The organism is Nostoc sp., assembly GCF_036917775.1.
In the GTDB taxonomy this organism is placed as follows: Bacteria; Cyanobacteriota; Cyanobacteriia; order Cyanobacteriales; family Nostocaceae; genus Nostoc.
On the sequence record NZ_JBALEQ010000061.1, the window covers coordinates 23,486 to 46,650 of the forward strand.

The window sequence follows — 23,165 nt, forward strand, 5'->3', positions numbered from 1 at the left end:
CAATGTTCAGAACCCCGACTTTTTTGAAAAGTCGGAGTTCTAAGTTAGATAGGGGTTATTGCGTTAAAATTTGCCGGCTTAAAATACTCATTACTTCACCTGGGTTGGCGGTTGGTAGCAGTGGACTCCAATCGCCTACACTGGCATAGCCAATTACCTGCAAGTAGTGAATTGTACTGTTAACAGCTTTGGGAGAACCAATCAGTAGATGCTTAATCGGTTCTCTGTTGGGAAATGGCTGTGCAGTTAGATTCTTTGAGGGTGGGTGTATCTAAATTTTCACCCAGGTATTGCTTTAACTGTGATTGGGCAGACTTTTGTAATTGTGCCATCATTGTATTTATCTCCTGATAAAGGGGTGACATAAAGGCGATCGCATTCTTCTTTCCGGGATTAGGCGATCGCCTTTATCATGTCTTTATACTAAAGTATAAAATTATACTTGTCAACTACAAACTTGAAAATTATTAATAATAATTTTCAAGTTTTAACGGGAATAAATTAGCCTTAGCTTTGGTAATATCAACAATAATAATTAACAAAAATACTCTTAATTTTTGGCTGTAATTGGTATTATTTAAAATTTTATATTTCTAAAAAAATGCTAGATTTAGCAAATTTTTCGCTAATCTAGCAAACCTAAATTATTTACAGGAAGTCTAATCCTCTGGCTCAATCCCCGCCGCCCGCAATTGTGCTGCTAGTCGTTCAGCACGTTGGCGTTCCTGTTCAGCGCGTTGGCGTTCTTGTTCGGCTAATTCTGTTCCCCAAGGTAAAAGGTTTCCTTGTTCATCCCACCACCTTAACCACTTTCCTGTGCGGTTTTCACGAGTACCTTGGGACACTCCAAGATAAAGATTCATTTCTGCTATCCAGTAGCGTTGATTTTCATCAGACTCTTGCAAAATGTACTGTTCGTTTTGTAGGTGATACATCTCGAAACTACCGGTGTCTGGCTCAAATATGATGTAGTTTGGTACTTTTAAAATGCGCTCGTAGAAAAACCATTTTCCTGGGGGATGTGTCGCTTTGATAGAATATTCTGTCTCCTGTGTATCGGAAACAAATTCCATCACAATTACGGGAATGTCACCTTGTAATTGAGGTGTGTAACTGCGTATTACTTCTTCTCTACTAACATTAATTTTGGCAATGAAAGCCCAATCAGGCGCTTTAATGACTATTTTGTTGTTGAGAGTGGCACAAATGCCGTAATTAGTTGTTGTTAGGGCGTTAGCAGAAATTTTTTCGGCTAATTGTAAGCTTTCTGTGAGTGCAGCAGCTAAGGCTGGTTGGTTGATGTTGTCCACTGGATCATCTGGGAGTTTGTAATCATCGGGTAGTTTTTCCCAAGTGATTTGGTAGTCTTGGGTGAGGGCTGTCATCGTGGGTTGTCCTTTGGGATGGTAAATTTACAAGAAATAAATTACGAACCACAGAGACGCAGAGAACACAGAGAGAGGAGAAATGGAGAGTGATTATTTTAGCTCCCCTCAACCCCGTTTAAAAAAGGGGCTATATAGTTACTCTTCTTCATCGGGTTCTAAATCGTCGGCTGTCAATTCTTGATGCGGGATGGCGGCGATAATCGCATCTATTACTTTAGAGACGGGTAATATTTCAATATTTAAGTCGGGGAATTTTGTTCCTTTTGGAACGATCGCTCTTTTAAATCCCAACTTAGCAGCTTCTTTCAACCGCAGTTCCATTTGGGAAACCGATCGCACTTGTCCACCTAACCCAACTTCACCGATTAAGACTGTACCGGGATCGACAATGCGATCGCGGAAACTAGCTACAATTGCGATCGCAATTCCTAAATCTACCGCCGGTTCTTCCACATTCAACCCACCCGCAGAAGCAACGTAGGAATCTAACTTGGACATGGGAATTCCCACCCGTTTTTCTAAGACGGCGAGAATTTGCACCAAGCGGTTGTAATCTACGCCAGTACCAGCACGACGAGGGGAAGGGTAGCTGGTGGGACTTACCAAAGCTTGCAATTCCACAACAATCGGGCGAGTACCTTCGCAAGCCACGACAATGGCAGTACCTGGTGCTGGATCGTCACGATTACCTAAAAATAGCTCTGAGGGATTGGAGACTTCTCGCAATCCATCTGTCACCATTTCAAAGATGCCGATTTCGTGAGTTGCGCCGAAGCGGTTTTTGACTGTCCGTAATAACCGATGGGAGGCAAAGCGATCGCCTTCAAAGTACAACACTGTATCTACTAAATGTTCTAAAACTTTTGGCCCGGCGATCGCCCCTTCTTTGGTGACGTGTCCCACAATCAGCATGGTGACATCTTCATGCTTTGCCACCTTCATCAGTGCGGCGGTACATTCCCGTACTTGAGCCACCGAACCTGGTGCAGAAGTCAGCGCCGGAAAAAATACCGTTTGGATACTATCAATCACCGCCACGTTTGGCTTTAGAGAATCTATTTCCCGTAAAATTTCTTCTAAATCTGTTTCTGGTAGTACATATAAATCTGCACCTATACTGTCAGGGTCTATGGGTAGTGTAGGATCTACCACTACTTCAACCTTCCCGTCATTAACCACACTTAGAGGTTTTGATACTCCTAAACGAGAGGCTCGTAATTTTACCTGCTGCCCTGATTCTTCGCCAGTTACGTAAAGGATGCGGTATTTCTGTGCTAATTGATTAGATACTTGCAACAATAATGTCGATTTACCAATACCTGGATCGCCACCAATCAGCACCATAGAGCCAGGGACAACTCCACCTCCAAGCACCCGATCTAATTCTCCATAACCAGACTCCCAGCGAGCGATTTGGCGATCGGTAATTTGATCGAATGTTAAGGAAGCTCGCGCTTTAGCTGGTTTATTGTGAGATTTGCCATTGCCTTGAGCTGATTGCCAACTACTCACTCCCCCTCGGCTGGGTACATCTACTGAGGATTGAATCGAAATTTGTTCTTCTAGAGAGTTGTAAGTACCGCAAGCTGGACACTTACCAAACCACTGGGGCGATTCTGCTCCACATTCATTACAAGTGAAAAAGGTTTTTGGCTTTGCCATTCTTAAATCTTATTAAATAATCTTAATATTTACTTAATTCTTGAAAAAAACTAAAAACTAATAATAGTGGTATTTAGAGCTTTTTCCAAATCAATTCATGGAATGATATCTTAATATTATGGTATTAAAAATTAATCATGTAAATTTTTAGTTAAGGAGCCTAGAGAAACTTGGAAAGCCATAAAGAAAAAATCTTGGTGGTAGACGACGAAGCCAGCATTCGCCGGATTTTGGAAACACGCCTTTCCATGATTGGCTACGATGTAGTGACGGCTGGCGACGGGGAAGAAGCTTTGGAAACTTTTCGCAAAACTGAGCCTGACTTGGTAGTTTTAGATGTAATGATGCCAAAGCTAGATGGCTATGGTGTATGTCAAGAATTACGAAAAGAATCAGATGTCCCCATTATTATGCTAACAGCCTTGGGTGATGTCGCCGATCGCATCACTGGGTTAGAATTGGGTGCTGATGACTATGTAGTTAAACCATTTTCCCCCAAGGAGCTAGAAGCCCGGATTCGCTCGGTGCTAAGGCGGGTAGATAAAAACGGTGCTTCTGGCATTCCCAGTTCTGGGGTAATCCATGTTGCTAATATTAAAATCGATACGAATAAGCGACAAGTCTACAAAGGCGATGAGCGAATTCGATTGACGGGTATGGAGTTCAGCTTGTTAGAGTTGTTAGTCAGTCGCTCTGGAGAAGCTTTTTCTCGTTCGGAAATTTTGCAGGAAGTATGGGGTTATACACCAGAACGTCATGTAGATACCCGCGTAGTAGATGTGCATATATCACGTTTGCGGGCAAAGTTAGAAGATGATCCTAGCAATCCAGAATTGATACTCACAGCCAGAGGTACTGGTTATCTTTTCCAGCGAATTATTGAACCAGGGGAGGAGTGAGGAGATGAGGCAGGGGGCAGGGGAGGCAGAGGGACAAGGGGACAAGGGGACAAGGGGACAAGAGGTGAGAACTTGAAACAAGTCTTTCCCCTTGTCCCTAATTCTCCTTGTCCCCAAGTCCTCTTGCCCATGACTAATGACTAATGACTAATGACTAATGACTGACCAAAATCGAGTTTTGCGGCGTTTACCCATTGTCGTGGGTGGGCTAGGCGCTGTACTTTTATTGATTAACCGTTTATTAACACCGGAATTAACCCAATCTCAATCGCGTGGTGATGTGGTGGGCGTGATTTTGAGTGCGGTATTAATTTTGACTGGTTTAATTTGGCAGCAAGTTCAGCCGCGATCGCCTGATGTTGTAGAACTAATTGGAGAAGAAGGTTTTGTAATAGCAGCAGATTTACCCGAAGCCGTGAAAACAGAGCTAGCCTGGGCATCTCATTTATTGTTGACTAATACAGTAACGCGATCGCTTGTGGTTTATTATCAAGGCAAAGTTTTGTTGCGTCGTGGTATTTTAGGTACTAAATCTGAAGTTGTACCAGGAGTAATCTTAAAACAGGTACTCGAAAAACAAAAACCGATTTATCTAGTTGCTCTAAAAATATATCCAGGTAGGCTTGAATTTGATTATTTACCAGAGAATACTCAAGGTGTAATTTGTCAACCTATTGGCAACCAAGGTGCGTTAATTTTGGGAGCGAATGCTCCTCGCAGTTATACTAAACAAGATGAAAATTGGGTTGCCGGCATTGCTGATAAATTAGCCGTTACTCTTAGCTCGACTTGATTCAACCAACTAATATAAATTTGGGTTGGTCATCTGTTAGAATAAATCGTAATTTGTAATTATTAACTCAAATTAACTTCCTCTTATCTAGAGTTAATTACGAATTACGAATTACGAATTACGAATTACGAATTACGAATTATTAACTCACCAGGAAGTCAAAAAATTCCACCCTTCCTTTTCTTCTGGTGTCTTTTCTTCTTTTGCTTCTGATTCTTCCGGTGTATTTAAATTTGTCTGTTGAATTAAATTATCATAAGCTCCAGAATCAACCCATCTTAATAATTCGCCAGCCCGCATAACTACCCAAGAAAGCCCAGACTCTGTATAGCTTAATATTTTAGTGACTTTATCGACACTATCAAAGTTATTAGATGCAAACTCACGGGCTTGGACTAGAAAATCTTCCATTACAGCAGTAGTTAAGTACTCATCTGGCAAACCTGCGAGTTTCATCAGTGTAGTAGTTGCTACATCAATATCCTGACAAGCAAGCAAAGCTGCCCGATCAGCAGTGAACCTAGCCATCATCCGCCAATTATACAAACCCAATTCCATACCACCAGCTATCAAACCACCCACACCCAGCGTTGTACTGCTTAACAAATTTTTTAAAGTTGGCATCACAATTGCCATTTGGTGATAAACCATGTGCTGACTCTTGATGCGAGCAATTTCGTGTCCGAAAACGTAAAGTAACTCATCCGGGCCAAGCCACTCCATTCCATCTAAATTGATACCAACAAGGGGTTTTTCCACCCCAACAATATAGGTTTCAATATGTCCTGTGCCTTGAAACAGATACAGTTCAGGAAGGGGAGCAACATCAAGAATTTCACAGGTTTCTACAAATGCTTGATGTAATTGGGGAAAATTACGGGGCGAAATTCTGATTTCACTACCTAGGCTTTGCAGTCTGAGTAAGCGATCGATGCCGTATTCGTTAACTTTCTTGAGTAGCAAGGAAACACCAGGCATATTTTGCAAAGAAGCCAAGGCTTTGCGATCAAAAGGATGTTCGTAGGCTTCTGAACTCAGTCCAGTTAATATTTTTCTCGTCATAAGTTTTGAGCTTTATTTTGGAGTGTTTGGGAAGTTCAGTTAGTCAGTACGAATGGCTTGTGCTTTCATTATTAAGACAAGCCTTGAGCGATCGCAGAGAGATTTTAGCAGATTGAACTAGAAAATCATATTTGCTGTCGGTGAAATCTCAGCATTTATCAGCATTTTGCCCAGATACAATATAAAGTAGGGGCGCTTGGAAATTTAGAAATTTATCTATGCAAATTATTTATTGGCTATTAATTGCCGTAATGGTTGTGGGTATCATCGGTGCTGTAGTTCCAGCCATACCCGGTAGCAGCTTAATTTTAATTGCAATTATCGTCTGGGGAATCGTTAGTAGTTCCTTCGCGGCTATCAAGATTCCTCTAATTGTGACGATTATAGTTTTACTGCTCAGTGTCGGAGTGGATTTTTTAGCTAGCTATGTGGGAGCAAGACAAGCTGGAGCTAGCAAATGGGGGCAAATTGGCGCAATTGTCGGTTTGGTGGTGGGATTTTTGGGATTATTGCCAACATTGCCTTTTGGGGGGCCACTGTTAGGAATTTTACTAGGCCCGCTTTTGGGAGCAATTATTGGTGAGTACATTTACCGACGTGAATTTGGGTTGGCGGTTAAAGCAGGTATAGGAATTGTAGTCGGCTCTTTGGTGGGAAATTTGATTCAAGGGTTGTTAGCGATCGCAGCAGTTGTAGTTTTTGTTGTGACAACTTGGCCACAGGTATTTGGTTCTTAGCATTTCAACATTTGAGAATAGCAGTGATAGCTAGTAGTCAGGCTATTTATTACAGACATTCAACTAGCTGACTAAAATTTTCTACCCTACACCAAAATAGCGGTTTCTCCCATTTCATCTATGGACAGGAGGAACCGCTACTTAGTGTATTGCGCGTTGGATAAATCTCCTTTCTTTCACCACTTCTGGGATAAACATTCTCAATCCCTCTTGTAGTCTGGGTAAAAGGTAAATTGAGACCCTTAAAAAAATTTGGGAAATCTCCAATGGCTGAATATAAATATATTGCTTACTCTATTTATCTAAAAAATAGTTGAGTAATTTGCAATAATAAAAAGCACAGAACATCGTCAGTATACGTAAGTTAAATAGATCGGCTTCAACCCTATTAAATGATAAATATACGAAGGATAGATATACCAGAAATAAAAATTTTATGAAGACTAATCAGTAATTGAAGATGTAATGAAGACCACTAAGTAAATCTTGCATACTCAGAATCTATGTGATTTTATGGAAATAAGAAATACGTCACACAAGTGCCGCGTTCACTGACAGTATTTTAAATAAATTACTGATAGTACAAGTAAAACAATCAATTCTTCTCGTCAAAGTTATTATTAGGATTCTCAAAAGATCATGATTAGTTTAAAATCTAAATTACTAAACGCTACTTTGGCTGCTACTGCTGCACTTCCTTTAGCTACTGCTGGGTTATTTACATCTGCTGGTTCTGCTCAAGCTGCTGCACTTACAGGTGAGTTCAGTTTTAACGGTGGTGTAACTGTGAATCCATTTGCTAGCAGTTTAGTAACATTGAAAAAAGATTCACTAACCTTCACTCCAGATAGTATTATTGCAGATTCCAATGGAGTAAAAAGTACTCCAGTCGGTGTCGCCGCTCAGACAGGAAGTTTCTTAGGTTTCAATTCAGCAAGTATCCGTGATATCATCTCATTCGCAAGCGATACTGTGCAAAATCCATTTCTAGACCTTGGTAATCTTACGATTCCTGGTACCATTCTGCCTGGGGAAAGTACAGCTTCTCTAGCTGATGGCAGTAATATTTTTACGTTGACATCTTCTGATTACAAAATAACTCAGACTGGTGCAAACATTACTATAGCAGTTGATTTGTGGGGATACTTTACCAGCGCTACTGGTGAGATAACTAAAGGAGCAGGAAGCTTATCTTTCCAAAGAAATAATACTACTGTTGCTCAGGCAAATGCAATTCTCGATACTACTGGCGGTTCGTTGGCTAATTTGACTTTTTCTGGTTCTACATTCACAACTTCCGTTCCCGAACCTGCTGCATTACTTGGTTTGGGTGCAGTAGGTGCTGTAATGGTGATGTCTCGCCGCCGCAAAAGTGTTGTTTAGTATGAACAAGTGATTTTTAGGAACTGAAAATCACTCTTAATTTATTATCTATTCGATCTGGCTGGAATGAAAAATTTTACCAACCAGATCGAATTTTTTCTGCTATCAGAGTGATTGTAAAGAATTTTTGGCTTCAGTTGCGATCGCTTCGACTTCATCATTAGCCAGTGTTTCTAATATAGATTTAGCTTCTGCACCACCTAGAAGAGTCAGCGCTTGTACAACTCTGTAACGCATTTGCCAGTCTGGATTAGTAGCATAAGGAGCTAAGAGGGGAACTGCTTCTAGATTTCCCAATTCACCGAAAGAACTAATAGCAGCAGTTTGCACTAATTCGGTTTCTGATGAGAGTGCCTCTTTGAGCAATTCAAAGGCTCGTGGATCGCCCAATGCTCCTAATGTAGCGATGATACTAAATTGTATTAGCCATTCATCAGTCTTGTAGTAAACCTCCTTTAAGTCTTCAAAAGCGTCATGTAGTTGGAGTGCGCCTATACAGTCTGCTGCTGCTGCTTGTACATCTACTTCAGAGTCATGAAGCAAGCGATCGCGCAAGATATCCAAAGATAATTGTAAATCTTGTGTTCCGAGTGTATCCATTTGACTCACTGCTGAGTAACGGACACGGGAATTGCGATCGCTAATAGCAGTTTGAATCAATTCAAAGCCAACCGTAGGTTCCAGTTGGCGGATTTGATTTACTGCACGTAAGCGATCGCCTAAATCTTCAGAACTTAGCAATTGCTTAACAGACTCCGAAGTAATACTCATTTAGTTATCCTTGATTTTCAAAAGTGTAAAAAATAGTTAACAATTATCAAGCTGTTAACTGTTAACTGATTAATCTTGACTTGCTGCCATTGCCCGAATAATATCACCACGAGTGAGGATACCAATTACTTGATCTGTGCCATCAAGTACTGGCAAGCGGTGAACGCTGCGATCGTGCATGATTGTAGCGGCTTCTTTTAAAGTTTTATCAGGGGAAATTGCGATCGGGTTTTTACTCATCACCTCCCCAACGGTTTGCCCTAGTGCTTTATGTAAGTCACGTTCATACGTAGCAGGATTTTTTAAATAGATAACGCTATCAAGAAACATAATGTACGCAGGTGGAGTAACACCAGTTTCTTGCCACATCAAATCGGTTTCTGAGATAATGCCCACCAATTTCCCGGCATCATCCACAACAGGTAGTCCGCTGATGTGGCGTTCTGCGAGAATTTGGATAGCTTCCTTCAGTGGAGTTTCCGCACGAACGACAATAGGATCGCGGCTCATCACATCGGCAACAGTTTTAGGCATTTATTTGTTGATATCTTTTATCAAAGTCTCTGCGCCTATTGTAGAAAATTGCGGGACTCAACCTGATGCAATTAATAGATTGTTACGGTATTGGGCATTGGAAATTGGGAATTGGGCATTTGAGCGTTCACCCAGCGTCTCCTAGAGAAATCTTTGGCCCAGCCTCTTTTAGAGAAGCATTGAGCATTAAGTATTAAAAAACTCTTCCCCATTCCCAATTCCCAATTCTCAATTCCCTTTTAAAGCAGCAATAATTTGAGTATTTGCTTTCGGAAAAGTAAACTGTTCCAGCTCTTCCAAAGTTACCCAGCGAATTTCATCTGATTCTAAAGGTTGGGGAACACCTGTAACATGGCAGCAGTGATGCACTGTGAGGCTAACGCGCAAATTTGTATAGGTGTGGTCAATAGTAATCAGATGCTCTCCCACCTCAATTACTATTCCTAGTTCTTCGGAAATTTCCCGTTGAATACACTCTTGAATAGTTTCACCAGGCTCGATTTTACCACCAGGAAATTCCCACAAACCGCCCATTGCTCCTTCTGGACGACGGCGATCGATTAAAATTTGCTTTTGGTCATTCCAAATTACTGCAACACCAATGATTTTATGGGGCGGGAAAGAACTGGTTTCACTCATAATTGATGGACAAAAGGGGGAGATGATTAACAACAAAACTCGGCAGATTAATTTTAACTCTGCCGAGTTTTGATTTTTTAAATTTCAACCTTAATACGTCACTGTTTTGGATATTTTCAAAAATCTAGCTGAATAATTATTGGGAATTAGCGCCAAAGATTTCGCAGAGCCTTATTTTTAATTCCTATAACCGTGACTGTGGATAGCAATCAGCCCAACAACAATATAGAGTTTGCTAACTTTTCTATTTCTAGTCAACTTCGGTGTTGTTGGTTTCAGTCCCTTGTAGGGCGAGTTCAAAATTCATTCTCTGTTCGGCATTACGTAAGAAGTAACCACTAATCATAGCAGAAGCCAAAAGTCGACCCAGACTTTCCCGACTGGTGCTGACGGTGATGCCAAAATGTTCTGAAGGTAGATTACCCAATAGTCCTGTAATATTCCGTTCCATCACCTGAAAAACTTCGGCAGATGTAGGTTTAGATAGCTGGGTAACTGTCTCTGGACTCAAGGATTTAACATACTGCCATAGTAAATCGTTGGTTTCTGATTCGCTATTGAAAAATTCTGAGACACGATTGGATGGGTTACTCATTTTTTAGCTCCTTAACTACCACTACTGGCTACGGTGCTTGTGATTTTAATACTAAATGTCTGTTTTGGATTTGACTTAGCTAGCTGTTTTGTCTTCCTGTCAACTAATGTAACAGCCTCGCTTTCTGATGGAAGTAGGTGTAACCGTACTAAAGTCAGCGTATTTTCTCACCCTAACAAATAAAGTAAGGAGTGAGAAGTTAATTAAAAACTCCTCACTCCTAATTCTTGTGCAGACGCGATTAATCGCGTCTCTGCTTTTAACTTGCCAAATATTCACCCATGTTGGCTTTAGACTTGCGAAGTTTGGTTAAAGCTTCCCGCTCAATTTGCCGGACTCTTTCGCGGCTGATGTTCAGTATTTCACCGATTTTAGCCAGAGTCAGCGCTTGCCCATCAGTTAAACCAAAGCGTAGTGTGATTACTTCCCTCTGCTGCGGCGTAAGATCGCCCATGAGACGATCTAAGTCATAAGATAGGGAAGATTGCATGACAAACTCTTCTGGAGATGCTCCTGGATCTTCGAGCATTTCTCCGAGTTCTGTGTCGTAGTTATCGCCCAACCGCAAATCCAAGGAAAGGGGCAAACGCGCCTTTTCTAGATACTCTCGTACTTGTTTGGGGGTCAATTCTAATTCTTGAGCTAGCTCACCAGCTGTAGGAGCGCGTCCCAACTTTTGAGACAATTGGCGCTGTGCCTTTTTAATCTTATTTAATTTTTCAGTAATATGAATGGGCAGCCGAATAGTACGGGCTTTTTCGGCTATAGCACGAGTGATAGCTTGCCGAATCCACCAATAGGCATAAGTAGAAAATCTATACCCTTTGGTAGGGTCAAATTTTTCTACGCCACGTTGCATACCAATACTACCTTCTTGGATTAAGTCCAGTAAATCGACGTTGCGCTTGATGTACTTTTTAGCAACGGAGACTACCAGCCGCAAATTGGCTTCTACCATCTTACGCTTGGCAATTTCACCATCAGCGATCGCTTCATTCAATTCTGCTGGTTCTAACTTTGTCGCTTTGGCCCACTCTTCTAAGGTCGGTTGACGACCTAACTGGGTGGCAAGAGATTCTCTTGATTCGTGCAAAGTACAAGAACGTTGCACTTGTTTACCATAAAAAATCTCTTCCTCGTGTGTTAAGAGTGGCACACGGCCAATCTCACGCAGGTAAGTCCGCACGAGGTCTGTGGCTGTCTGAGCGGTCTTCATGGCGCTACTCTTTGGTAATGATGGGTTTGGCGGTAGGGTCATTAAGGGATAGATGCTTTATTTATTAGGGTGCTACCCAGTCAGACTGGGAACCCATGTATGGTTTGCAACTTACGCGCCCGATAAATTCGGCTGCTCATAATAAACAAATTTAGGCTTCTTAACTGCTAAAAGTTACAGTTATTTCCTACTTTTCACAAGTATCTACAGTTAGATAAAAGGTAGCTTCTTAAACATTTTTTTATTGGAGCCTTATTAATAATTGTAACATTTATGAGAATGTTTTGGCTATATAGCAACATTAAATTTCCTGGTTTTTCCAGTTTATGAAATATCGCCCTCTCTCTAAAGGCTGACTATAAGTCAATTTCAGAAATTATTTAGTGAACATAAGCTTCCTCATATTTGCTAAGATATCTCTAATGAGAACTATAGTCATTCTCTTATAACAATTACTTAATTTTTTTGGGAGTTGGGCATTAGGAGTGCTGAGTGCTGAGTTAAGAGTGCTGAGTTAAGAGTGCTGAGTGCTGAGTTAAGAGTTTTGTTTATCTCCTTGTCTCCCCTGCCTCCTGCCTCCTGCCCCCTGCCCCCCTAATCCCCTACTCTGTACTACCTCGTAATCGGGCAGTATTCCTGAATGGTTTTTACGTCCAAAGTTGTATTTTGTAAAGAACGGATAGCGGCGACGGTAGCTTTTGCGCCAGCGATGGTAGTAATGATGGGAATTTTGTAAGCTAAGGCTGTGCGACGGATTAACCTAGCATCAGTGTGGGCTTCTTCCCCGGAAGGTGTGTTGATAATAAGTTGGATTTTTTGATTCTTGATTGCATCCAAGACGTGGGGACGGCCTTCATGGAGTTTTAACACTAATTCAATATTTAACCCCTGTTCCAGAAGAACTCGCCGTGTACCAAGGGTAGCCATCACTGTAAAGCCCAAATCGATAAACTCCTTCACCACAGCACCAGCAGCAGCTTTATCGCGATCGCTCATTGATACAAATACAGTTCCAGTCAGTGGTAAACGCTCCCCAGCACCCAGTTCTGCTTTGGCAAAGGCCCGGCCAAAGTCGCTGTCAATCCCCATCACCTCACCAGTGGATCTCATTTCTGGGCCCAATATTGTATCAGTTCCTGGGAATTTATTAAAGGGTAATACAGCTTCTTTTACAGCAATATGGGTGGGAATAACTTCCTCGGTGAAATGTAGCTCCTCTAAGGTTTTACCCGACATGATTAAAGATGCTAATTTCGCTAACTGTACGCCTGTTGCTTTAGATACAAATGGTACTGTGCGAGAGGCGCGGGGGTTGGCTTCCAAAATGTAAACTTGGGGAGAATAGCTGCTTGCACCCACAACAGCAAATTGGATATTCATCAACCCCACGACTGACAGCGCTTGTGCTAGCTGCACCGTCCAAGTGCGAATTTGATTGAGAACTGCTGGTGATAAGGAAATGGAAGGTAAAGAACAAGCGGAATCTCCTGAGTGAATACCTGCTTGCTCGATGTGTTCCATGATACCACCAATAACCACCCGTCCAGTGTGATCGGCGATCGCATCGACATCGACTTCGATGGCATTTTCCAAAAACTTATCAATCAAAATTGGATGTTCTGGTTCTATGAGTACTGCAAAGCTCATGTAGCGTTCCAACTCAGCATCGGAATAAACGATTTCCATCGCTCGTCCGCCTAACACATAGCTAGGACGCACCACTACCGGATAGCCAATGCGTTTGGCAACAATCAGCGCATCTTCGTAACTCCGTGCAATCCCATTCGGCGGTTGGGCAATATTTAACTCTTGGAGAATCTTTTCAAACCGCTCCCGGTTTTCTGCCATGTCGATGGAATCTGGGGATGTACCCCAAATTTTAGTCAGCAGTCCAGAAGTGTCATTGTTAAGAAACTCTTGTAAAGGAATAGCCAACTTTAGCGGGGTTTGTCCGCCAAACTGGATTATTACCCCAACTGGATTTTCAGTTTCGATGATGTTAAGAACATCTTCTTTTGTTAAAGGCTCAAAGTAAAGGCGATCGCTGGTATCATAGTCTGTCGAAACTGTCTCTGGGTTGGAGTTGACCATAATCGTCTCATACCCCGCATCCTTCAAGGCGTAGGCGGCGTGACAACAACAATAATCAAACTCAATTCCCTGTCCAATGCGGTTGGGGCCACCACCCAAAATCAACACTTTGGGCTTGGTTGCGGGCATTACCTCTGTTTCTTCTTCGTAGGTAGAATAGTAGTAGGGGGTAAAGGCTTCAAACTCAGCCGCGCAGGTATCCACTGTTTTGTAAACTGGGATAATTCCTAGCGACTTGCGGTAAGCGCGAACTTCATCTTCGGTGGTTTTGGTGGCATAAGCAATCTGGCGATCGCTATATCCGTCCCGCTTCACCTCATAAAGTTGCTCTTTTGTCAATTGCTGCAAAGGTGTCCGCTTCAGGAATTTTTCGACATCTAGGAGTTGCTGCAATTTATCCAAGAACCATCGGTCAATACCAGTCAGTTCATAGATTTCTTCAATAGTCATCCCTTGCTGCAAGGCATGACGCACAGAGAAAATGCGATCGGGGTTAGGTGTCCGCAGTTGGGCGCGAATTTGTTCACCACTGGGTAATTTCTCAGCTTTATCGCAACCCCAACCAGCGCGTCCTGTTTCGAGCGATCGCAGTGCCTTTTGGAAGGATTCGTTGAAAGTTCGCCCAATTGCCATTGCTTCCCCGACTGATTTCATTTGGGTTGTCAGCACTGGGTCAGAACCAGGGAACTTTTCAAAGGCGAAGCGGGGGATTTTTGTCACCACATAGTCAATTGTCGGCTCAAAGGATGCGGGAGTTTTCTTGGTGATGTCATTTTTAATTTCATCCAAGGTGTAGCCCACAGCCAATTTTGCTGCCATTTTAGCGATGGGAAAACCCGTAGCTTTGGAAGACAAAGCTGAACTGCGGGAAACACGGGGGTTCATCTCAATTACCACCACATCCCCATTCAGAGGATTAACGGCAAATTGAATATTAGAACCGCCAGTTTCCACCCCGATCTCGCGGATGATTTTAATTGCCATATCCCGCAGCCTTTGATATTCTTTATCAGTAAGGGTTTGCGCGGGAGCGACGGTAATTGAGTCCCCGGTGTGAATGCCCATAGGGTCAAGGTTTTCGATGGAACAGATAATCACCACGTTATCTGCCAAATCACGCATCACTTCGAGTTCATATTCTTTCCAGCCCAGTAAAGACTGGTCAATGAGAATTTGCGAAACGGGGCTGGCATCTATACCTACCTGTGCCATTTCTTCAAATTCTTCTTGGTTGTAGGCAATACCGCCACCACTTCCACCCATAGTGAAAGCTGGACGAATAATTAGGGGATAACTACCAATTTGACGGGCAACCGCTTTGGCTTCTTCCAAAGTTTCGGCTGTGTCGCTAGGACACACAGCTACCCCAATTCTTGCCATTGCTTCACCGAACAGTTTTCGATCTTCGGCTTTTTCGATCGCTGGCAGTTTAGCGCCGATTAACTCAACGCCGTACTTTTCTAACACCCCATTTTTGGCTAAAGCAACGGCGAGGTTGAGGGCGGTTTGTCCTCCCATCGTTGGTAATAAAGCATCGGGGCGTTCTTTCTCAATGACTTTTTCAACCAATTCTGGAGTTAACGGCTCAATGTAAGTGCGATCGGCCGTTTCCGGGTCGGTCATAATCGTTGCAGGGTTTGAGTTGACCAAAACTACTTCATAGCCTTCTTCGCGCAGCGCTTTGCAGGCTTGAGTGCCAGAGTAGTCAAACTCACAGGCTTGTCCAATCACAATTGGGCCAGAGCCTAACAGTAGAATCTTCCTGAGGTCGTCACGGCGGGGCATAGTCGTTGCCTTGGAGTATGAGAATACAAATCCTGATTATTTTAAGGGTCTTTACACCCTGTCGTGCTTTTTATTATTAAGTTTTCTAGGTTTGATGACATGAAAGGATTGGGAACTAGGGAATAGGGTACAGGTTAGACCTAGATTTCTCACAAGTGAGAAATGAGCGTGAGTGTGGGGAGAAAGAGGAGGAATTAAATAACTGCACATCAATGAACGCTGCATTGCCTCCCACACCTCCCACACTCCCCACCCTAACCACACAATACGTGAGAAATTCGGGTTAGAGGGTACAGATTACTTTGTGTTCTCTGTCACCTCCCCCCTAACCCAAATACCCAATGCCCTATGATTATTTTGTATTTCTAATACTATTTAATTGTGACGAGTAAATTTTTAAAGCTTTTGCAAATTTCTGTTATTTAGTTTGATAAAACTTTGCAACAAATAGTAATTTATTATGGCATATATCTGTTCGCTTATTCAGCCCAAATAAATTTCTTAAATAAAAATATTTTTTAAATATTTAATTGCCAAATATTTTCAACATTAAATCTTATGATGATATGTTTACTTAAATTAAAAATGGCAGAGGAATAAAGGTATCATTCTCTGCCATTCTTTATAATATTTTAAGAGTTCGTGCTGCCAACTTTTTCTTTCAGTCTAGGTAAACACATCTAGATTATGAGAGTTTTAGCTTTGAGCCGCTTGGACAAACCCTAAAGTTAAGCTATCTTTAGCGAGGAAGTGAGCCAAATGATAAGCACGTTCCTCGGTTTTTAACAAAATCTTTTCGTACAGATAGCGTGTACCCCGATCGCCTAAACTCTCTGCCTGAGCAGCTTGACGGCGAATCACGCCAAGAATAGCTTGTTCTGCGGCTAAGTCATTTTCCACCATTTGGCGAGAAGAATATACGCCTTCAGACTCTTGCTCAAAACAGGTTAATTCTGCTAATTTGCTAAAGGTAGCTACTGGAACACCACCTAGTCCATCCAAGCGTTCTCCAATTTCATGGATGTGGTCTTGTACTTGGTTGTAGCTTTCGTTAAAAAACTCATGCAGAGAGTAAAATTCTGAGCCTTCAACTACAAAATGATGCTTTTGGTACTGCAAATACAGTGCCTGGAAACTAGCTAATACAACGTTGAATCCTTCTGTAACTGGAGCAGTGACGCTGTGATCCAGCAACACGGGATTGTCATATACATTACCAAAATTTCGTAACAAAGTTTGCGTTTCAGACATTGCGTTCCTCTCTTTTTAACAGTTATAGATTTTAACTGCTTATTCTCAACATATTAACATTTTAATAATAAGTGCAAGGCAATCTGCCATCACCAGATTTTGTATTTTTACTTACTAAAAATCTCAAGATTATTGTTTGCCGGATGATGCTACACCTATCAGGATACATAAAATTCTCCTTTGTATTGACATCAGGAGCTAAATGTGCATTTGTTTACAACACGGAGAATAAAGAATTAAATTACTTTTCCCCTCTGCTCCCTGTCCCCTCTCAATATGGGATGGCTGTAAAAAAAATTTGACTTTTTTTCCAAAATTAATGAGAATTCTTTGCACTTAAGCTATGCTGGTTTTAAGAGGTTACACTCCTAAAACTTTCACTAAGCAGAGAGTTAAATCGCGGTAATTACTGCAAGTTTGTTGCACTTTGAGGGCAATTCTCTTGAAATCGTTTAGTTCAGAAATAGAAAGCAACCACCTTGTAGAGGTGAATTGGGCAGATCGCTGGCAAGTCTATCAACGCCTAAAGGAGTTAGACATTCCCTGTACTTGTACAGCTAACCAGCCATTGAAAGTTGAAATTGGCTCTCCTGTGACAGCTGTTCAACTTTGGAGTGTGATACGGCGATTAACAGCCTCTCGTCAAGAGCAAATTTTGACTCTTGAGTGCTGTTGGAAAATCGCTAACAACAGTTCTAATTTTTAGCTGCTGCTGAGAATATCTTGCTTGATTGCTTGTACTTAGTTAAAAGGAGACCAAAACAATGGGTGCATCTCAGAGTATGGAAGTATCAGAATTTTGTCTTGAGGGTAGATTTATAAATTTTGTTATTAAAGATGGTTATAAGCTTAAAGGCTTGATCCTGGGGACTCATGAAGGTGAGTCTTACATTAAATTAGCTAAACATTTACGGGCTGCTTTTGACTTGCGCTTACCACCAGGGACTTGGCTGCAAGTTGTTGGTTACAAAAAGTATGATTTGAAGGATGGTACTGTCACACTGAAAGCTGAACGGGTGATGGCGGCGCGTTCTGATATGGGGAAAGTTGAAACGATCGCACCAGTACAAGAACCCCAATCTATTGATAATGTCAAGGTAAAGCCAGCTAAGGCTAAAGCCACAATTTTGGTGTGTCAAAAGTCTGATTGTATGAAACGCGGTGGTAAAGCAGTTTGTCAGGCGTTGGAGGCAGCTTTAAGCGATCGCGGTTTAGAAGACCAAGTTACAATCAAGGGCACTGGTTGTATGAAAAATTGTAAAGCTGGGCCAAACCTAGTTATGCCAGATAAAACGCGCCATAGCCGAATTCAAGCGGCACAGGTTCCCGCATTGATGAATCAGCATTTTGGTGACAAGAGTTTAGATGCACAGCCTGAGAATTTAAGGGAAGTGGCCATATCTAATGGCAAGTTTGGCTGATGTAAGCAGGTAAGCATGAATAAACCTAACTATGCAACAAAATGTAATATAGCTGAAAGTTTTGTAATTGTTTCTCATGAAATGCTCGGCATAGCTTGCTTTTTTGCAGAAGTAGGTTTCACTCGCAATTACGTACTTGTGGATTTTCCCACCCACCTATTTAGTCAAATCTTGACATTTCCATGAGAAAGCTTAATAATATCTTCTCAAGTGTGTTCCGTTAATACTCGGCCTTAAAGTCCGCTAGAAGTTTGCAATAAAATCAAAAAACTGGCTTTAATTTAAAGTCAGTTTTTTGAATGAATGGGATTTTTATTCAGCAATTTTTAGCTGGGATGCTAATATAATTTGGAAAAATTCAAGGGAATGTAGTTGATTGATGAATGCGTAGGCGCAAAGAGACTTATTGTTAGACATCGCTTACAGTTGAAGCGTCAATCATCAATGATTTAAAAACAAATGCCACATACCCCTCAGTGGACATACATTGTTTTTTTTACATTTTCCACGATAGTCATGATTTTTCTATTCCGTCATGACTGGAATCGCCTGGCTAAACTCTACCGCACGAAAGAAGCGCCGCCACAAAACTTCTCCCGAATGCAAAGCGGTTCTGTGGGTTTGGTGTATTACAAAGGGACTTTAAATGTTGGTATAGCTCCTCAAGGGATTTATCTGAGTATTTTCCCCTTATTTGGCTTGGGGCTTCCGCCGTTGTTGATTCCCTGGAGTGCCATTAGGAAAATTGAACCTGCTAACCAACTTTTTATTGAGCGTTTTCGTTTGTATCTTAATTCTCCAAAAGTCAAACTGATTTTAAGCAAAGATATTTTGGAACCAGCTAAAGAATTTTTAGCCACACAGGGATTTGAGTGGATTTAGACAAATCCCATTTTGACCTAGATGATACCGTAGGGCTACACCCCCAGGCCCTTCCCTACTAGCGTTGGGGAGTAAGATTTAAAGCCCTCCCCTTGTAGGCTACGGTGTACACACAAGTGACTTATTTAAAGACGCGATAAATCGCCGTCTCTACAATAATTAGTCTTTTGTCTTGACGGCGATTTATGGTGTCTTTTCAAATTGCCTGAAACACCTTCAGTTTAGATATTAACCTTCTAATGAATTCCTAAGCTTTTGGGACTTGCAGGGTTACTGTCAGCTAGTTTTAAAATTCCATCACCTAAGTTTAGAGAAGACTGCAACAACTGTTGTATGGATGTCGCTTGCAGATGGTTAGGGAAGATATTTAAAAAGTCATTTAGGTCTTGAATTGCTATACGGATACGCTCTAAGGAAGCACCTTGAGATAAAGTATATCGATATAACTGCTCTGCTGGTTGAATGTAATGAGCAGCCAAATAGTAAAGGGCTAAATTAAAGGCATTACGCGAATCTTTAGCATTTTTTTCGTAATGTTGTTTAGCAAGCTTGATGGCAAGTGCTAGGTCAGTTCGTTCTGTGTCTGGTTGGTTAAGGGCTTGGTAGGTTAAAGCACGCTGGTATAAATACCAATCATCATTAGATTTTAAATCGATCGCATGGCTGAAATCGGCGAGAGCTTGATTGTATTGCTGAAGTGTAAAGTAAATAGAACCGCGCTTGAATAATGACCAGTCATCTTTGGGGCCAAGTTCAATAGCACGGTTTAAGTCTTGTAGTGCTTCACTATAGCGCTGCAATTTGCGATAAGTATCACCCCGACGCGCTAATACCCATTGGTAATTGGGGTTTGCGACAACGCTGGTGTCTAAATCTTGCGTTGCTTGAGAATAGCGCTGCATTTGGCGGTAAATAAAACCTCTAAATCCCGTGGCTGGTGCCCATTGAAAATTGGCATCAAGTTCAATGGCACGGTTAAAGTCTTGCAAGGCTTCATTATAGCGTTGCATATAGCGGTAAGTATCACCTCTACTAGCGATCGCCCATTGATAATTGGGGTCAAGTTTAATGGCGCTGTCTAAGTCTGCTAGTGATTCTGGGTAACACTGCATATAACAGTAAGTTACACCTCGATGAGCCAGTGCCCATTGGTCATTAGGATCAAGTTCAATAGCACGGTTAAAGTCTTGCAGTGCTTCATCATAGCGGTACATGAGACGGTAAGTGACACCCCGATTGGCGATCGCCCACTGATAATTCGGGTTAAGCTGAATAATACGGTTAAAGTCTAGTAGTGCTTCCGGGTAGCGCTGCATTTGGCAGTAAGTCATACCTCGAACTGTTAAATACTCAACTTCTTCAGGTGCTAACTTGATAGCTTCGGTAAAATCTTCTAGTGCTTTTGAGTATTGATTAGATTGCGAGTAGATATAACCACGCCAATCTAAGGCTACTGCACGCCACTTACCCTCAAGACTAGCGTTGCTCAAAAGAGTTGTGAGCATTTGGGCCGCAACTTCATAGCGTTTTTCTTCATAGGCTTTTAACCAATTGCCTAGTTGCTCACCCCAACGCTGAACTTCGCTAGAATCCACATCTTTACCAGCCTGAAGCATTGTTGCTACCCAAAGTTGAGCAAAAGTCCGTTGATTTTTGAGTGCAGCAAGAAATTCATTGAGGGCTATGGGTAAGTACTTTTGTGGTGATTGGCATAAGCGGTGATACAAAACGTTGAGCTTATGACTTTGCCAAGTTTGATCTCCCCAGGCTTTCATTTCATCCAATTGCAGTTCATTTCGCAAGGTGTCATAATAATCAGCCAATTTGCTATGTAAATCAGCCCAACTTTGCGGCGATGAAAGACGTTTGTGACGTAACATTTGCGTTTTAACTACATCATGATAAGCCCAACCGTTACTGCGTTCGTTGACAAAGGATGTTTCTTTTAGCCAAGTAAATAATTCGTCAGCTTCTTTTTCTGGTCTTAACTTGGCTATAACATCCCGATTCAAACACCGAGGAATGGCAGCATCAAGCGCCACTTGTCGCTGCTTGGGATCGTCAATCCATTTTAAAAAGCGTTCTACAGCACTGCTGCTAGGTTCAATTACCTGGTTGGGGTCATTGGGATGAGCATCTGCTAGCATTCCTACTAGCAGGGGTAAGTTTCCAGAAAGGTGCAAAATCACTTCAATAATGCGGTTGTCTGTAATGCCTTTGCGAGTTAGATATTGTTGGGCTTCTTCTTCTGTAAAGGGTTCTAGAGGGAAACGAACTATTAACCCCTCATAAGGTGCCCAATAATTTTTATCTAATTCTTGCCGACCGGCAATGGTTATCAATATATTGAGAGATACTTCACCGTGGCGACCCTCTAGAATTTCTCGCAGCCAGTTATCTAGAAATTCTCCGGTGCGTTCATAAGTGTCAAAAAACAGGACAACAGCAGTTTCTTTAGCAATTTTAAAAATATCTTGCAAAAATAACGGAGTCAGAACTTCTTCAGGTTCTTGAATTAACCGCACCTCATCTTTATTTGTGATTTTTTTTGCAACATAAGATGCCCATTCGCCGGCTTGGGTAGCAAAAGCATCCTCATCTACAAAATCAAATACAGCACCACCAACGGGAACACGACGTGCAAGACGCACACCAGTTTTAAAAACGGTTTTGCCTACGAAAGCCGAAAAACCTTGAGGTGCTTCTGGATCGGTTTCTAATTCTTGGCGCTTTTGACGGTAAACTTTGTAGCGTTCTGTAAAATGCGTTAGTTTATGACCTTGCCGTTCTAACTCCTCAGCTAAACGACCCATAACTTCTGGTATAGTTTTTTCAGCTTCATCGATGTAAGCCGAAATAATTTTAGCTTCGTCAGCAATTTTACGAAACTGCCGCAACAGAGTGCTTTTACCGACTCCGCCTTGACCCCAAACGTTATACAGAAAACGACGGCGATCGTCTTCTGGGGTTAATGCTAAATTTTGGCGAAATTGGTTTACTTGGTCTTCACGACCCACAAAACCTGATTGTTGACGTTGCTTAAGAATATCTTGTAGACTCTTGGGCTTGTTTTGTGGGTTCATTACAAGATTAGATTTTGAAGTGCTAATTGTTTACAGAATAACTACTAAAGATACAAAGCAGATTTCGGAATTTACTAAATTTTTTTTAGATAATTTTTATGCGTTGACCTTTTGAGGCTCGACATTGACCTTTTGAGGCTCGACATTGACCTTCTGAGGCTCGACGTTGACCTTTTGAGGCTCGACATTGACCTTCTGAGGCTCGACGTTGACCTTCTGAAGCTCGACATTGACCTTCTGAGGCTCGACGTTGACCTTCTGAGGCTCAACTTTGACCTTCTGAGGCTCAAAAACGCCCTGACGATTATGAAATCGCGGCTATACAGACAAAACCCGCCTTCGCGGGTTTCAAGAATCTTTGGATTCAAGACGCAAAAAGGGCATAACAATGTTATGCCCCTACAGATGATGTTTATTTTACCAAGTTGACAACTGATATAATTGCCTAGCAAGTTTTAGCTAACTGGGACTTCGGATTGCTTTTTCTTAGAACGGCGGTTAAACCTGCGTCCCATCTCATCAATTACTGCATCTAAACCTGCGACATCACCGCTAGCTTTGGCATAACTATAAACTGCTAATGCTGCTGCATACGCTTCACTAGCAGCAGCTATACAGGTATCATCCACCAATTCTTGCAGTTGCGTTAGAGACAACAGCACCGGATACAAGTCCTCATATATTTCCAAGTCCCGACGCATTTCTTCTAAATCAAAGTAACGAGGCAAAAAGTTAGGGTTTTGTGTTGCCACTTCTAAGGCTTTGCTGACAAAAGCCCGACTTTTATCTCCCATCTTCAGCATTGTTCGCCGATCTTCAGGGGTCAAATCAACCAAAAATGGTAACTTTTCTTTAATAGTAGCGATCGCCTGCATGACTGCTTCTTTGTCTGCTGGGGCGAGGGTGGCACTGATACGATTCTCTGCCATTTTTAATACTCCTTCAGGGTACTTAGTTTCAGTATTCCCAAAGT

Annotated in this window: 22 protein-coding genes and 1 pseudogene; 10 read left to right on the forward strand and 13 right to left on the reverse strand. The window is 41.9% G+C overall.

Annotation, left to right across the window (positions count from 1 at the left end):
- Positions 1-55: 55 nt before the first annotated feature.
- The 3 genes and pseudogenes from V7K69_RS32935 to radA all read right to left on the reverse strand — a co-directional run bounded on the left by V7K69_RS32935 (position 56) and on the right by radA (position 3,050).
- Positions 56-335 (reverse strand): annotated as a pseudogene (locus V7K69_RS32935) (hypothetical protein).
- A gap of 324 nt (positions 336-659) precedes the next feature.
- Positions 660-1,385, reverse strand: coding sequence for a Uma2 family endonuclease (locus V7K69_RS10520; RefSeq protein ID WP_335033975.1), 726 nt, complete (start codon positions 1,383-1,385; stop codon positions 660-662).
- Between the two features lie 138 nt (positions 1,386-1,523).
- Positions 1,524-3,050, reverse strand: a complete 1,527-nt coding sequence (gene radA / locus V7K69_RS10525; protein WP_335033977.1) for a DNA repair protein RadA — start codon at positions 3,048-3,050, stop codon at positions 1,524-1,526.
- 170 nt (positions 3,051-3,220) lie between these two features.
- Here radA and rpaB point away from each other — a divergent pair, with 170 nt between their 5' ends.
- Together rpaB and V7K69_RS10535 are read left to right on the forward strand one after the other, a co-directional pair.
- The gene (gene rpaB / locus V7K69_RS10530; RefSeq protein WP_012412029.1) at positions 3,221-3,949 is read left to right on the forward strand and encodes a response regulator transcription factor RpaB; all 729 of its coding nucleotides are present in this window, start codon (positions 3,221-3,223) and stop codon (positions 3,947-3,949) included.
- Between the two features lie 157 nt (positions 3,950-4,106).
- A complete protein-coding gene (locus V7K69_RS10535) occupies positions 4,107-4,742 on the forward strand; it encodes a cofactor assembly of complex C subunit B (RefSeq protein WP_335033979.1) in 636 nt (211 codons plus the stop codon).
- A 147-nt stretch (positions 4,743-4,889) separates the two neighbouring features.
- On the opposite strand, the gene V7K69_RS10540 is transcribed toward V7K69_RS10535, so the two are convergent.
- Entirely contained in the window at positions 4,890-5,804 is a 915-nt protein-coding gene (locus V7K69_RS10540; protein WP_335033981.1) for a M48 family metallopeptidase, read from the reverse strand.
- Positions 5,805-6,022: 218 nt separating this feature from the next.
- Between V7K69_RS10540 and V7K69_RS10545 the strand changes: the two genes are divergently transcribed.
- Together V7K69_RS10545 and V7K69_RS10550 are read left to right on the forward strand one after the other, a co-directional pair.
- Positions 6,023-6,541 carry a DUF456 domain-containing protein gene (locus V7K69_RS10545; RefSeq protein ID WP_012412032.1) on the forward strand — a complete coding sequence of 173 codons (519 nt, stop codon included), beginning with the start codon at positions 6,023-6,025 and terminating at the stop codon, positions 6,539-6,541.
- A 639-nt stretch (positions 6,542-7,180) separates the two neighbouring features.
- Positions 7,181-7,924 carry a PEP-CTERM sorting domain-containing protein gene (locus V7K69_RS10550; RefSeq protein WP_335033983.1) on the forward strand — a complete coding sequence of 248 codons (744 nt, stop codon included), beginning with the start codon at positions 7,181-7,183 and terminating at the stop codon, positions 7,922-7,924.
- Between the two features lie 105 nt (positions 7,925-8,029).
- Here the strand turns inward: V7K69_RS10550 and nblB are convergent, their stop codons facing one another.
- A complete protein-coding gene (gene nblB, locus V7K69_RS10555) occupies positions 8,030-8,695 on the reverse strand; it encodes a phycobilisome degradation protein NblB (RefSeq protein WP_335033985.1) in 666 nt (221 codons plus the stop codon).
- Between the two features lie 69 nt (positions 8,696-8,764).
- Entirely contained in the window at positions 8,765-9,229 is a 465-nt protein-coding gene (locus V7K69_RS10560) for a CBS domain-containing protein (protein ID WP_335033987.1), read from the reverse strand.
- A gap of 65 nt (positions 9,230-9,294) precedes the next feature.
- Here V7K69_RS10560 and V7K69_RS10565 point away from each other — a divergent pair, with 65 nt between their 5' ends.
- Positions 9,295-9,426, forward strand: a complete 132-nt coding sequence (locus V7K69_RS10565) for a hypothetical protein (RefSeq protein ID WP_335033989.1) — start codon at positions 9,295-9,297, stop codon at positions 9,424-9,426.
- A 31-nt stretch (positions 9,427-9,457) separates the two neighbouring features.
- Here V7K69_RS10565 and mutT read toward each other — a convergent pair whose 3' ends face one another.
- The 5 genes from mutT to V7K69_RS10590 all read right to left on the reverse strand — a co-directional run bounded on the left by mutT (position 9,458) and on the right by V7K69_RS10590 (position 16,806).
- A complete protein-coding gene (gene mutT / locus V7K69_RS10570; protein WP_335033991.1) occupies positions 9,458-9,868 on the reverse strand; it encodes an 8-oxo-dGTP diphosphatase MutT in 411 nt (136 codons plus the stop codon).
- 250 nt (positions 9,869-10,118) lie between these two features.
- The gene (locus tag V7K69_RS10575; protein WP_012412037.1) at positions 10,119-10,463 is read right to left on the reverse strand and encodes a DUF760 domain-containing protein; all 345 of its coding nucleotides are present in this window, start codon (positions 10,461-10,463) and stop codon (positions 10,119-10,121) included.
- Between the two features lie 259 nt (positions 10,464-10,722).
- Positions 10,723-11,679, reverse strand: a complete 957-nt coding sequence (locus V7K69_RS10580) for an RNA polymerase sigma factor, RpoD/SigA family (RefSeq protein WP_114081492.1) — start codon at positions 11,677-11,679, stop codon at positions 10,723-10,725.
- A gap of 612 nt (positions 11,680-12,291) precedes the next feature.
- A complete protein-coding gene (carB, locus tag V7K69_RS10585) occupies positions 12,292-15,555 on the reverse strand; it encodes a carbamoyl-phosphate synthase large subunit (RefSeq protein WP_335033994.1) in 3,264 nt (1,087 codons plus the stop codon).
- Between the two features lie 696 nt (positions 15,556-16,251).
- Positions 16,252-16,806 (reverse strand): Dps family protein, encoded by a 555-nt coding sequence (locus V7K69_RS10590; protein ID WP_185585476.1) that lies wholly within the window; start codon positions 16,804-16,806, stop codon positions 16,252-16,254.
- Positions 16,807-17,248: 442 nt separating this feature from the next.
- Between V7K69_RS10590 and V7K69_RS10595 the strand changes: the two genes are divergently transcribed.
- From V7K69_RS10595 to V7K69_RS10610, 4 genes are all read left to right on the forward strand, one after another.
- On the forward strand, positions 17,249-17,512 hold the full coding sequence (locus V7K69_RS10595) for an Asr1405/Asl0597 family protein (RefSeq protein WP_335033997.1): 264 nt from the start codon (positions 17,249-17,251) through the stop codon (positions 17,510-17,512).
- A 58-nt stretch (positions 17,513-17,570) separates the two neighbouring features.
- The gene (locus V7K69_RS10600; RefSeq protein WP_335033999.1) at positions 17,571-18,227 is read left to right on the forward strand and encodes a (2Fe-2S) ferredoxin domain-containing protein; all 657 of its coding nucleotides are present in this window, start codon (positions 17,571-17,573) and stop codon (positions 18,225-18,227) included.
- 15 nt (positions 18,228-18,242) lie between these two features.
- The gene (locus V7K69_RS10605; protein ID WP_335034001.1) at positions 18,243-18,413 is read left to right on the forward strand and encodes a hypothetical protein; all 171 of its coding nucleotides are present in this window, start codon (positions 18,243-18,245) and stop codon (positions 18,411-18,413) included.
- A 330-nt stretch (positions 18,414-18,743) separates the two neighbouring features.
- Positions 18,744-19,109, forward strand: a complete 366-nt coding sequence (locus tag V7K69_RS10610; protein WP_335034002.1) for a hypothetical protein — start codon at positions 18,744-18,746, stop codon at positions 19,107-19,109.
- Positions 19,110-19,345: 236 nt separating this feature from the next.
- Here the strand turns inward: V7K69_RS10610 and V7K69_RS10615 are convergent, their stop codons facing one another.
- On the reverse strand, positions 19,346-22,192 hold the full coding sequence (locus V7K69_RS10615) for a tetratricopeptide repeat protein (RefSeq protein ID WP_335034004.1): 2,847 nt from the start codon (positions 22,190-22,192) through the stop codon (positions 19,346-19,348).
- 111 nt (positions 22,193-22,303) lie between these two features.
- On the opposite strand from V7K69_RS10615, the gene V7K69_RS10620 reads away from it, so the two are divergent.
- Entirely contained in the window at positions 22,304-22,621 is a 318-nt protein-coding gene (locus tag V7K69_RS10620) for a hypothetical protein (RefSeq protein WP_335034006.1), read from the forward strand.
- Positions 22,622-22,647: 26 nt separating this feature from the next.
- Here the strand turns inward: V7K69_RS10620 and V7K69_RS10625 are convergent, their stop codons facing one another.
- A complete protein-coding gene (locus V7K69_RS10625) occupies positions 22,648-23,121 on the reverse strand; it encodes a hypothetical protein (protein ID WP_335034007.1) in 474 nt (157 codons plus the stop codon).
- Positions 23,122-23,165 lie beyond the last annotated feature (44 nt).

Coding starts and splice junctions, on each gene's coding strand:
- nblB (WP_335033985.1), bottom strand. CDS start 8,695: ATGAGTATTACTTCGGAGTCTGTTAAGCAATTGCTAAGTTCTGAAGAT.
- V7K69_RS10625 (WP_335034007.1), bottom strand. CDS start 23,121: ATGGCAGAGAATCGTATCAGTGCCACCCTCGCCCCAGCAGACAAAGAA.
- V7K69_RS10615 (WP_335034004.1), bottom strand. CDS start 22,192: ATGAACCCACAAAACAAGCCCAAGAGTCTACAAGATATTCTTAAGCAA.
- V7K69_RS10545 (WP_012412032.1), top strand. CDS start 6,023: ATGCAAATTATTTATTGGCTATTAATTGCCGTAATGGTTGTGGGTATC.
- V7K69_RS10605 (WP_335034001.1), top strand. CDS start 18,243: ATGAATAAACCTAACTATGCAACAAAATGTAATATAGCTGAAAGTTTT.
- carB (WP_335033994.1), bottom strand. CDS start 15,555: ATGCCCCGCCGTGACGACCTCAGGAAGATTCTACTGTTAGGCTCTGGC.
- V7K69_RS10540 (WP_335033981.1), bottom strand. CDS start 5,804: ATGACGAGAAAAATATTAACTGGACTGAGTTCAGAAGCCTACGAACAT.
- mutT (WP_335033991.1), bottom strand. CDS start 9,868: ATGAGTGAAACCAGTTCTTTCCCGCCCCATAAAATCATTGGTGTTGCA.
- V7K69_RS10560 (WP_335033987.1), bottom strand. CDS start 9,229: ATGCCTAAAACTGTTGCCGATGTGATGAGCCGCGATCCTATTGTCGTT.
- V7K69_RS10600 (WP_335033999.1), top strand. CDS start 17,571: ATGGGTGCATCTCAGAGTATGGAAGTATCAGAATTTTGTCTTGAGGGT.
- V7K69_RS10550 (WP_335033983.1), top strand. CDS start 7,181: ATGATTAGTTTAAAATCTAAATTACTAAACGCTACTTTGGCTGCTACT.
- V7K69_RS10580 (WP_114081492.1), bottom strand. CDS start 11,679: ATGAAGACCGCTCAGACAGCCACAGACCTCGTGCGGACTTACCTGCGT.
- V7K69_RS10590 (WP_185585476.1), bottom strand. CDS start 16,806: ATGTCTGAAACGCAAACTTTGTTACGAAATTTTGGTAATGTATATGAC.
- radA (WP_335033977.1), bottom strand. CDS start 3,050: ATGGCAAAGCCAAAAACCTTTTTCACTTGTAATGAATGTGGAGCAGAA.
- V7K69_RS10610 (WP_335034002.1), top strand. CDS start 18,744: ATGATTTTTCTATTCCGTCATGACTGGAATCGCCTGGCTAAACTCTAC.
- V7K69_RS10520 (WP_335033975.1), bottom strand. CDS start 1,385: ATGACAGCCCTCACCCAAGACTACCAAATCACTTGGGAAAAACTACCC.
- V7K69_RS10575 (WP_012412037.1), bottom strand. CDS start 10,463: ATGAGTAACCCATCCAATCGTGTCTCAGAATTTTTCAATAGCGAATCA.
- V7K69_RS10565 (WP_335033989.1), top strand. CDS start 9,295: ATGCAATTAATAGATTGTTACGGTATTGGGCATTGGAAATTGGGAATT.
- V7K69_RS10535 (WP_335033979.1), top strand. CDS start 4,107: ATGACTGACCAAAATCGAGTTTTGCGGCGTTTACCCATTGTCGTGGGT.